We start from the raw sequence: 10,338 nt of genomic DNA, 5'->3' as shown, positions 1-10,338 counted from the left end.
ACCGTGTGGCAACCTTGAATGGTATGAACCGTTTATTCTAATTTGATTTATTCAGGTTAGATCAAAAACCCGCAGGTTTGGCTTGCGGGTTTTTTTATTTTTCAGATTGAAAAAATTCAATCTTGTCAGTAATGCTGGAAATTAGGCTGCCATTTTGCGGCATTCTTCAGCACAGCGACGGCAAGCTTCGGCACATTGCTGGCAATGATCATCCTCATGATGGCCACATTCTTCTACACAATAATCGCAAGCTTTAGCGCATAGCTCGCAAATCTCTTTGATAAATGGAGATTGCTTTTGTTGCATGCGGGCGCAGAGCTGACACAGATCAGCACAGTCCAGACAGCGCTGGATACATTCCCGCATCATTTCTAAATGTTCTTCTTTCAGGCAGGCACTGGCACAGTTGGTACAGGCCAGCGAGCAAGTCATACATGCGCGGACACAATCTAAAAATTGAATCTCGTTCATTTTCTCCTCCTTTTTGCAGCTATAGCAATCGCTTGTTTTTTAATACGCTAAGCAGAAAAGGAAAAATACACTAGGCAGTTTGAGTGAGAAAAAGTAATCTAATTACCGATTTTGTTAAAAGCTGTATTTCTAAAAAATTTAATTCAAAGCATCTCTCCTGATATTCCCAAAATAGGATGACTAAAAATTTAAAAATAAAACCATTGAGGCGGTCATTCCTCAATGGCGGAAAATCTACATGATGAGTCGTTATTGTCGAAGGCTTAAATGACCTTTCTCTTTATTATATTTTTATGGTGATTAAAATGGACGACTACCTGCCAGGCTGATACGTTTTAATAAACGGCGCTGATCAGCAGGGAAAGGACGGCGTGAATGTAGAGTAACCTGATTGTCCCAGAATACGATATCGCCTGCTTCCCAATTGTGCTCATAAGCGAATTCAGGTTTTAAGACATGCTCACGTAATTTTGCAATCAGTTCGCTGCCTGCCTGATCATCATAATTCACCAGCTCAACTTCGGTATGGGTATTTAACCAAAGTGCTTTACGGCCAGATTCAGGATGGGTGCGTACCAGTGGGTGGGGGTAGGCATGACCTAAAATTGGCTGATCTTTAAAGCGATATTTTGGCATATTGCCCGCATAAGCGTTACTACCTTTGTTGCTTTGGAAGCGTACAAATGGATTATAGGTAATGAGCTGTAATTGATTAATTTGTGCTTTGGTTTCTTCATCTAAGGCTTCATAAGCCTTGATGGTATTGATCCAGGACGTCTGGCCACCGTCTTTTGGCAGTTCAATGGCATAGAGTAAAGAGCCAAAAGAAGGTGACGGTGTCCACTGGTGATCGGCATGCGGTGCAAGTTCACCATGACCGGTGTAATCCCCTTGACCGACTGCATTGGAAACTGGTACGACATCAGGTGGAGTGCCCGTATCTGTTTTAGAAGCCAGCACTGGCGTGTCGGCATCTGGACGGAAAATCGAACCGAAATAGGTGGCAAATGCCAGATACTGTAGATCATCCAGACTTTGATTCTTAAAGATCAGGATCAAATGTTCAGCCAGAGCCTGCTTCAGACGCAGGATGGTTTCGCCAGATTGGGCTTTACGGGCATCGAGGCCATAAACCACTGCGCCTAGGGCTTGATCTGCCTGCGGGACAATTTTGATTTCATCAGTATTCTGGAACTGATCTTGCTGATGCCAGCGTGGTGCATCGTGAATGGCTTGTGAAAGTTGGGTCAAGCTTGTCATTGGAAAGTCTCTGAATTTTCTTGTTGCAGAAAATCTAAAAAAAACCAGAGCAAAAATAAAATTAAAAGAATTGCTAAACTTATGAAAAACTTAATAAAAATATCTAAATGATTGATTTGATATCTTTTAATTAAAATGGCAAAACAAAGTCCTAAAGCTGCTGAAAAATGTCAAATATTTGACAATCAGTGTGCGCAAAAAGCCTGATTAAAGTACTCAAACAGTTCTGGAGTCTGGCTCCAGAGCAATAGAGAAATAGCGAGGAGAAGTACCATTGCTATCGCAATGGAAAGCTTGAGCAGAAAGGTGGAATCAGTCATGTACGATTTGCTCCTCATTTACCCATAAGTGCACCAGTACACCAAAAATACTTAAGGCAATCGACAGCATCCATACCGCATTATAATTGCCACTCATGTCATGGTTTACACCGCCGAGCCAGCCGCCAAAGAATGAACCGACCTGATGGGTAAAGAATACAATCCCGCTGAGCATGGTCAGATATTTCACGCCAAACATATTGGCAACAATACCGTTGGTCAGTGGTACGGTAGAAAGCCATAATAATCCCATGATGACACCAAACGCATAGACCGTCCAGGTGCTTAAAGGCAGCATCAGAAAGGCGATAATTGCAAGCCCGCGCAGACCGTATAAGCCCATTAGCAGACGTGGTTTGGAATATTTTCCACCGAGCCAGCCAGCCGTATAGGTACCGACAACATTAAACAGGCCCACTAGTGCCAGGAAAATGGTGCCAGTTGTAGCATTGAACCCATGATCAATCAGATAGCCTGGCAGGTGAATCCCGATAAAGACCACCTGAAAGCCACAGACAAAAAAGCCCATCGCCAGAAACCAGAATGGCTTATGGTTTTTGACTACCACTAAAATCTCTTTAAAGCTGAGTGAAACTTTATTCGGTGTAGGAGTCGCATTCGGATCGACATACATCGGGGCTTTTAACATCCAGGCCAAAGGTACAATCAAAGCGATTAAAATTGAGCTAACGACAAGTGCTGCTGACCAGCCGACATTTTGTAAAAGTAATAATGTTGAAGGCAGCATAATAAACTGGCCAAAGGAACCCGCTGCACTGGCAATCCCCATCGCCAGACTACGTTTTTCAGGTGGTGCAGCTCGTCCAACCGCAGATAATAAAACCGGGAAAGAGGTGGCAGATAAGGCCAGACCTAAAATCAGTCCGACGCTGAGATTCAACAATAATCCGGTTGAACTGACAGCCATCAATAACAGGCCAAGCGCATATAAGGCACCGCCAACGGCAACGACAATCTTGCTGCCATATTTGTCAGCGAAGGCACCAGTAATGGGTTGAACAGCACCCCAGATCAAATTCTGCATGGCAATGGCTAAACTAAAGACATTATGACCCCAGCCAAATTCTTCACTCATTGGTACCAGATACAGGCCAAATGCATGACGAATCCCCAAAGATAAAGCCAGAATAATGGCAGCGCCAATCAGCATAAAAATCAGGGTTCTGGAAAATTGACTGTCAGCCATAAGTCATTCATGCATATAAAGTTGATAGGTATAGTATTCGATTCAACCTAGAGAGGCGATAAAATAAAAATTAATCAAACGATAAATTTTTTTTATAGCTGCATAGAACGTCAGAAAACAGAACAACGGCCGTAGCCGTTGTCCTGAAGTATTCAGTTTTTTTAATGAAAAAATTAATTGATTAGAAACGCATCCCGAATCCGGCATAGGCCAGAATTGGATTGACTTCAATATCGACTTTGGAGCGAATCAGTTCACCTAGATTTGCATCTGTTACCGTAATCGTGGTGTCATTTTTCAGATGAGCATAAGATACAGAACCTACCGCGAACCAGGTATCATTAAAGTCATAAGTGAAGCCGACAGTCGCGACAGGAGCAAAAGCATCAGACGCTTCCAGATCAACTTTTGGATTAGCACTACTTTCTATCCCATCTAGAGAAGCGCCAGCTTTGCCTTCCTTAATGTTGGCAATCATATGACCGGCTTTAATCAGGTCTTGTTCAGTACTTGAATTGATTTCCAGTTCATTAAAATAGGCATACATGAGTCCAAGCCCGACATAAGGACGGAATTTATTGACACCTGTTTTGCCAAAATGGTACTGAAATTCAAAAGCCGGGGTCCAGGCACGTGCAGATGCTGCCGGTCCATATGCTTCCAGATCCGTAATCGGGATGTCATTTTTTAAGTCAATACTCGGTAAATCAATGCCACCCGGTATTTGAGGAATTAAATCAATACTTGGCGTTGCCATTGCAGAGAATGGTGCATAAATCTTGCCTTTACCTTGCAAGTCGACTTTGGGAGGAATGCCGGCTTTTATTTCCAGTGAGACATTGTCGGTAAAGAAATAGTTGGTCATGATCCCGAGTGTAGTGACATCATCAGCTTCCAGACCTGTTCCAGCATTATTCCAGCTTTCCAAGCCATAAATCTCTGCACTGCCACTTAAATTGCCAGATAAAGTTTTTCCGCCTAAGCCATCGATGAGGTTAATGAAGCCGGTTGAAAGATTCGACTCCATGGCAGGATCAAGATTGCCTTTGACTGCAGCGATCGAGATGTCACCAACTTTAGCCGTTTCACCATCTTGAACTGCTGTATTTACCGCAAATGGTTGTGCTTTTCCTTGTGGCATGACATGCAGTGCACCGACTGAAACGGAAAATCGCTTAAAGCCATCGCCATCCTGTAGGCTGAAATATGGGGATTCTGCATGTGCAAGCAGGGGTAGTGTGGCTAGACCTGCCATGCATACCATGATTGTCTTCATTGTTCAGAGGACTCCTTGTCCGTGCTAGTTATTTGTTTTTCTATTGAACAATTTAGTTAAATCTCACCAATTTACACAGTTAAGAACGAGTAGTTAAAAGTTAACAGAAAGTAGAAAATGCCAAAATTTGTCTAAATTGTATTAATAAAATAAATATCAATGTAAAAATTATTATGAATAGTGAAGATAAATAGGATATTAATTTTTATACAATTTTCAGTTTTATCGAAGTAATAGAATAATAAGTGGGTAACATTTTTCTCATTAATCTAAGTTTTAAATAATGATTTAAGCTTTCTATCCTGGACGTGATTTGTACAAGAAATCAGAAAATTTTCTGCTCAAAACCTACTAGAAAAAGCTTGAATAAATTTAGCCAACCGGTGGTACACAGCAGATAGAGTTTTTTTGTACAATAGCCGCATAAATTATTGAGTATTGCGCATGAGCTCCCAAAATTCTCCCAAGAAAAAGCCCTTGGTTAATTTACCGTTTCCATTAAAACAAGCAGAACAATCTGCTTCAGATGAGGTTCTGGAAGATCTACGACCTAAACCGCAGCGTTATGCCGACCGGACTTGGATGCCACCTCGTGGTACACGCCGTTCAATGGGCAAACGTTAAAAAATAAAAAAGCCATGAAGTTCATGGCTTTTTTATGAGTAAAATTTGGGAGCTACCTTAGCGAACTGTTTTACGTGCTTTATTTTCAGGTTTTGGTGGGGCAATCTCACGATCACCTTTCCAGACATCAATAAAGTCTTTTTCATTGATATTATAAAGTTCCAGAAGTGCCAAAATCACAGCACCAAACAGCATGGAACCTTCAGAATTATTCTGGAAATCAAAAATCTTGCCATTCAGGTTATGCAGAATATCTTCAATCTCAAATACACGATCACGGCCATTGCTGTCGACCGGATAAATCTGAGTGTTAAGCAGAATCTTGGCCAGACTCTTTTCATTATCGGTCAGTGCCAGAACATCAATCAGCTCATCTGTTGCCGGAGTAAAAATCACCGAATCCCGAAAGATGGTATGCAGGAATTGCGACGTAATTTTCGGAAGCGCTTTTTCTACAAAAGGCCGGAAAGATTGCGGAAAAATGACATTGTGAGAAATGCCTTTGAACATTGGAGCGATCTCTTCGACTTTATAACCAGCAATGCCACAACCGACCGAAGTAATAAAATATTTAATTTTAGGATGGTTCTTGGTGTAAATCTTGAAGTCATCAATATAGTGCTGGATCTGTGAGAGAGGCATCTGTTGCAAATGCTCATTCATAGTCGGAATGGCATAACTTTGACCTGCCCAGCCACGACCAACCCCCATAACCGCCCCAAAATGCTCATAAGCTGTTCGAGCTGCACCTCCGGCATGTTGTCCAGCCAAGTTGCTTCCGAAAACAAATACCGTATTTTCTGGCAGAGATTTAACAATACTTTCATCGTGATAATGGTAAGTCATGGCTTTTTTATTCGATGTCCTGATTAGCTTCATGTTGCCTTTGAACGCTATAAGGGTCAAGGTGAAATTAATCTTTATTACCTCATCAGATAAAGCAGAACTTTATACAGAAATTTTGGCTAAATATTGAATAAGCCAGAATGAGGTAAGGAACCGAATCAAAACTTATACTGATTCAATTTTGATAGAAAAGATTAGAACTAAAATGGTTCTAGGCTACGAAAGCATAATATTTCACTCGATTTATTTTACTAAACAGAAACCTGGATAGGGATTGAGTAATTCAATTTTACCCCCATAATAAATTGAGTCGATATCCGCAGTGAAATGATTAAAGCTATGAGTGATAAACAACCCTTTGAACTGGTGACTAATTATCAACCTGCTGGCGATCAGCCACAGGCCATTGAAAAGCTGGTCAAGGGTATAGAAAAAGGCTATCACGATCAGCTTTTGCTGGGGGTTACCGGTTCAGGTAAAACCTATACTATGGCCAATGTCATCGCGCGTACCCAGCGTCCGACTATTGTCATGGCCCATAACAAAACGCTGGCTGCACAGCTCTACGGTGAATTTAAAGCATTTTTCCCGAATAATGCGGTTGAATATTTCGTCAGTTATTATGACTACTATCAGCCAGAAGCCTATGTGCCATCTTCTGATACTTTTATCGAGAAAGATGCGGCGATTAATGACCACATTGACCAGATGCGTCTTTCGGCAACGCGTGCCTTATTAGAACGTCGCGATGCGATTATTGTCGCTTCAGTGTCTGCGATTTACGGTCTGGGTGATCCGAATGCCTATATGAGCATGTTGCTGCATGTGGTCGAAGGCGACCGTATTGGACGTGATGATATTATTCGCCGTCTGGTTGAAATGCAGTATTCACGTAATGAACTGGAATTCCTGCGTGGTACCTATCGTATTCGTGGTGAGATCATTGATATTTTCCCAGCCGAATCGGATCAGGATGCCATCCGGATTGAGCTGTTTGATGATGAAGTCGACTCCATTCGCTGGTTTGATCCTTTAACCGGGAAAATGATCCGTAAAGTGCCGCGTGTCACGATCTATCCTAAAAGTCACTATGTAACACCTAAAGACAATCTGGCTCGCGCGATTGAAACGATTCGAGATGAGTTAAAAGAACGTCTGGTCTTTTTCCGTGAAAATGACAAGTTGCTGGAAGCTCAGCGGATCGAGCAGCGTACCCGTTATGATCTGGAAATGATGCAGCAGCTCGGTTATACCAACGGGATCGAAAACTATTCACGTCATTTATCGGGTCGTCCGGCAGGCGAAGCACCGCCGACGCTTTTTGATTATGTACCCGATGATGCCTTGCTGATTATTGATGAATCGCACGTGACTGTTCCACAAATTGGAGCCATGTACAAAGGTGACCGTTCCCGTAAAGAAAATCTGGTGAATTATGGTTTCCGCTTGCCAAGTGCGCTGGATAACCGTCCGATGAAATTTGAGGAATGGGAACGTATTGTACCGACGACCGTGTACGTCAGTGCCACACCTGCAAGATATGAACTGGAAAAATCTGAACAGGTGGTCGAGCAGGTGGTTCGTCCAACCGGTCTGATTGATCCGGAAATTGAAATCCGTCCAGTCCTGACTCAGGTCGATGATGTACTGTCTGAAATCAATATCCGTAAGGAAATGAATGAGCGTGTGCTGGTGACGACCTTGACCAAGCGCATGGCAGAAGACCTGACATCCTATTTAAAAGAATATGGAATCAAGGTTGCCTATTTGCACTCCGATATTGATACCGTAGAGCGTGTGAAAATTATTCATGAGCTGCGTACCGGTGTGCACGATGTTCTGGTCGGCATTAACCTGCTGCGTGAAGGTCTAGATATGCCAGAAGTTTCACTGGTTGCGATTTTGGATGCGGATAAAGAAGGTTTCCTGCGTTCAGAGCGTTCACTGATCCAGACCATTGGTCGTGCAGCGCGTAACTTGAAAGGTAAAGCGATTTTGTATGCGGATCGCATTACCGATTCTATGCAAAAAGCTATTGATGAGACTGAACGCCGTCGTGCCAAACAGATCCAGTTTAATGAAGAGCATGGCATTACACCACGTAGTGCAGTACGTCAGGTGATTAAGGAAATTGATACAGGCGAAGTGCTGGATGATGAAACTATTGAGCTGAAAGCTTCCGATCAGGCCCGTGCGATCAGTGCAGATGAACGCCATATCATGGCCGATCCAAAGATGTTCGCGAAGCATATCAATAAACTGGAAAAAGAAATGCTCAAGGCTTCAAAAGAACTACAGTTTGAGCAGGCTGCACGTATACGGGATGAAATTTTACGTTTAAAAGCGCAGATGTTAAGTTAGGTCTGTGTGTAAATTACAGATTTAAATTACGTAAAATCAATCACAAACCTAACATAATGCTACAAAATATGTCTGCGGATGCCGCTATTGTAAGTACGAAATATTCATGTTGAAAATTTTGTCCTGATCAAATAGGTATCGTATGACAACTAAAAATAATCTCCCTCATGCGGGATTGAAACTTGCAAAAATTGCAGTGGGTGGTGCAGTTCTACTTGGACTCGGGGCTGCAACCATGGCTTATGCCAAGAACGATTCTTTACCCACTGTAGAGAAAGTTGAACTGGACCGTTATTTGGGCACCTGGTATGAAGTGGCTCGTAAGCCACTTACATTCCAGAACAAATGTGATCGTGATGTTACGGCGACTTATACATTAAATGAAAATGGTAACGTTAATGTAGATAACCGCTGTATCCAGAAAAATGGTCAGGTAACCCAATCCGTAGGTGAGGCATATATTCAGAATGCACCTTATAACACCAAGCTCAAAGTAAGTTTCTTACCAGAGTTTATTCGCTGGTTACCAGTGGGCCGTGGCGATTATTGGGTATTGAAACTGGATGATAATTATCAAACCGTACTGGTCGGCGAGCCTAAACGTAAATATATGTGGGTATTGTCACGTGATCCTCAACTTGATCAGAACGTGGTGAATGAATACCTGCAATATGCGCAATCTGTGGGTTATGATTTGAGTGATGTGATTCATACCAAACAGACCCAAAAGGCAAGAAAATAAAAGACCAATCGGGTTATGTATAAAAACCATGCTTCGGCATGGTTTTTTAATGCTTCTCTTTTTTGAATCATATATTTAGCTTTGCTATCACCTTTGGTCAGATGAATCTTCAAGCTTTATTTTAGACTAATCGTTATAATGTGCTGGAATAATCTTGGGTTTGAAGTATGTATAAAGGCATTGCATTATCGGTATTGGCATCAGTGGTATTTGGTGTTCTTTATATATTCACGCCATTGTTGCAGCCTTTAGACAGTGAACAGACCTTTGCCTGGCGGATGCTGGCGACCATTCCATTTTTGACTGCGTTCATGTGGTGGTCAAGTGACCTCAGCCATATCACTCAAATTTTAAAACGCATTCTCAAACAACCTGCTTTTCTGATCTGGTTGATCATTAGTTCCTTGTTATGTACCACACAGCTGTGGCTCTTTTTATGGGGACCAATTAATGGCCGTGGTTTACAGGTATCCCTGGGATATTTCCTGTTGCCCTTAGTCATGGTGCTGGTCGGATGTGTGCTTTATAAGGAAAAACTATCGCGCTGGCAGATGGCAGCAGTCGCACTGGCCATATTAGGTGTGGGACATGAAATCTGGCGAATCGGTTCGATCGCCTGGGAAACGGTCTATGTGGCTTTGGCTTATCCACTGTATTTCTTCCTGCGCCGTCGCTTTGGTACGGATCACTTGGGTGGATTCTGGTGGGACTTGTGTCTGATTCTGCCAGTGGCTTTCTATCTGGGCTTTGTACATAGCGATTCTCTCAAGCTTATGGTCAGTTTCCCTCATCTCATCTTGGCAGTGTTGGGTTTGGGCTTCTTAAGTGCTTTAGGCTTAGGTAGTTATATTCTGGCAAGCCGTTATCTGCCTTTCGTAATTTTTGGTCTGCTGAGCTATCTGGAGCCAGTACTTTTGGCTTTTGCGTCTATGGCATTAGGGGAGCGGGTTGAAGCCGGCGAATGGCTGACCTATCTTCCGATCTGGCTGGCCGTCGTATTGTTGGTAATTGAAGGTATACTACACATTATTGAACAACGAGAAAGACGCCTGACACTAGCACAAAATTTAGAGCGTTATCAGAAACGTTTAGATTCTTGAATGATAAATTTGGCTGAATAAACAACATTTAACAAAAATCTGGTTTTTACAGGGAATAGAGGAATTTTCAAATTTTAAATGCAAACTCATCTGACTAATTACAATTATTTTCAAAATTTATAGTGAATATA

General features: G+C 42.3%; 10 protein-coding genes. 4 read left to right on the top strand and 6 right to left on the bottom strand.

Translation table 11 applies throughout. The features are described 5' to 3' along the window. Window positions 1-141: 141 nt before the first annotated feature. The 5 genes from B4J23_RS09345 to B4J23_RS09325 all read right to left on the bottom strand — a co-directional run bounded on the left by B4J23_RS09345 (window position 142) and on the right by B4J23_RS09325 (window position 4,534). Complete coding sequence (locus tag B4J23_RS09345) at window positions 142-471, bottom strand: four-helix bundle copper-binding protein (RefSeq protein ID WP_125278381.1); 330 nt, start codon at window positions 469-471, stop codon at window positions 142-144. A gap of 300 nt (window positions 472-771) precedes the next feature. Then, entirely contained in the window at window positions 772-1,731 is a 960-nt protein-coding gene (locus B4J23_RS09340; RefSeq protein ID WP_125278382.1) for a TauD/TfdA dioxygenase family protein, read from the bottom strand. A gap of 185 nt (window positions 1,732-1,916) precedes the next feature. Then, window positions 1,917-2,051, bottom strand: coding sequence for a hypothetical protein (locus tag B4J23_RS09335; protein WP_257218399.1), 135 nt, complete (start codon window positions 2,049-2,051; stop codon window positions 1,917-1,919). After that, window positions 2,044-3,258, bottom strand: a complete 1,215-nt coding sequence (locus tag B4J23_RS09330) for an MFS transporter (protein ID WP_125278383.1) — start codon at window positions 3,256-3,258, stop codon at window positions 2,044-2,046. The genes B4J23_RS09335 and B4J23_RS09330 overlap by 8 nt, the downstream gene beginning before the upstream one ends. Window positions 3,259-3,439: 181 nt before the next feature. Further along, window positions 3,440-4,534, bottom strand: coding sequence for an OmpW/AlkL family protein (locus tag B4J23_RS09325; RefSeq protein ID WP_125278384.1), 1,095 nt, complete (start codon window positions 4,532-4,534; stop codon window positions 3,440-3,442). Between the two features lie 444 nt (window positions 4,535-4,978). Between B4J23_RS09325 and B4J23_RS09320 the strand changes: the two genes are divergently transcribed. Beyond that, window positions 4,979-5,158 (top strand): hypothetical protein, encoded by a 180-nt coding sequence (locus tag B4J23_RS09320; RefSeq protein WP_004782731.1) that lies wholly within the window; start codon window positions 4,979-4,981, stop codon window positions 5,156-5,158. A gap of 57 nt (window positions 5,159-5,215) precedes the next feature. On the opposite strand, the gene B4J23_RS09315 is transcribed toward B4J23_RS09320, so the two are convergent. Further along, window positions 5,216-6,004, bottom strand: a complete 789-nt coding sequence (locus B4J23_RS09315; RefSeq protein ID WP_034580895.1) for an A1S_2505 family phage non-structural protein — start codon at window positions 6,002-6,004, stop codon at window positions 5,216-5,218. 339 nt (window positions 6,005-6,343) lie between these two features. On the opposite strand from B4J23_RS09315, the gene uvrB reads away from it, so the two are divergent. From uvrB to rarD, 3 genes are all read left to right on the top strand, one after another. Beyond that, window positions 6,344-8,365 (top strand): excinuclease ABC subunit UvrB, encoded by a 2,022-nt coding sequence (uvrB, locus tag B4J23_RS09310; RefSeq protein WP_034170047.1) that lies wholly within the window; start codon window positions 6,344-6,346, stop codon window positions 8,363-8,365. A gap of 142 nt (window positions 8,366-8,507) precedes the next feature. Then, window positions 8,508-9,107: a lipocalin family protein gene (locus tag B4J23_RS09305; RefSeq protein WP_125278386.1), complete on the top strand. Its 600-nt coding sequence runs from the start codon at window positions 8,508-8,510 to the stop codon at window positions 9,105-9,107. A 167-nt stretch (window positions 9,108-9,274) separates the two neighbouring features. After that, complete coding sequence (rarD, locus tag B4J23_RS09300) at window positions 9,275-10,207, top strand: EamA family transporter RarD (RefSeq protein WP_291360183.1); 933 nt, start codon at window positions 9,275-9,277, stop codon at window positions 10,205-10,207. The last annotated feature ends 131 nt before the right edge of the window (window positions 10,208-10,338 follow it).

This window comes from Acinetobacter sp. UBA3025, from assembly GCF_002367915.1.
Taxonomy (GTDB): domain Bacteria; phylum Pseudomonadota; class Gammaproteobacteria; order Pseudomonadales; family Moraxellaceae; genus Acinetobacter.
This window is presented reverse-complemented; position numbering and strand designations above follow the sequence as displayed.

Excerpts from the sequence above, each read along its gene's own strand:
- B4J23_RS09335 (WP_257218399.1), bottom strand. The coding sequence starts at position 2,051 with ATGACTGATTCCACCTTTCTGCTCAAGCTTTCCATTGCGATAGCAATG.
- B4J23_RS09315 (WP_034580895.1), bottom strand. The coding sequence starts at position 6,004 with ATGACTTACCATTATCACGATGAAAGTATTGTTAAATCTCTGCCAGAA.
- uvrB (WP_034170047.1), top strand. The coding sequence starts at position 6,344 with ATGAGTGATAAACAACCCTTTGAACTGGTGACTAATTATCAACCTGCT.
- B4J23_RS09340 (WP_125278382.1), bottom strand. The coding sequence starts at position 1,731 with ATGACAAGCTTGACCCAACTTTCACAAGCCATTCACGATGCACCACGC.
- rarD (WP_291360183.1), top strand. The coding sequence starts at position 9,275 with ATGTATAAAGGCATTGCATTATCGGTATTGGCATCAGTGGTATTTGGT.
- B4J23_RS09320 (WP_004782731.1), top strand. The coding sequence starts at position 4,979 with ATGAGCTCCCAAAATTCTCCCAAGAAAAAGCCCTTGGTTAATTTACCG.
- B4J23_RS09330 (WP_125278383.1), bottom strand. The coding sequence starts at position 3,258 with ATGGCTGACAGTCAATTTTCCAGAACCCTGATTTTTATGCTGATTGGC.
- B4J23_RS09305 (WP_125278386.1), top strand. The coding sequence starts at position 8,508 with ATGACAACTAAAAATAATCTCCCTCATGCGGGATTGAAACTTGCAAAA.
- B4J23_RS09325 (WP_125278384.1), bottom strand. The coding sequence starts at position 4,534 with ATGAAGACAATCATGGTATGCATGGCAGGTCTAGCCACACTACCCCTG.
- B4J23_RS09345 (WP_125278381.1), bottom strand. The coding sequence starts at position 471 with ATGAACGAGATTCAATTTTTAGATTGTGTCCGCGCATGTATGACTTGC.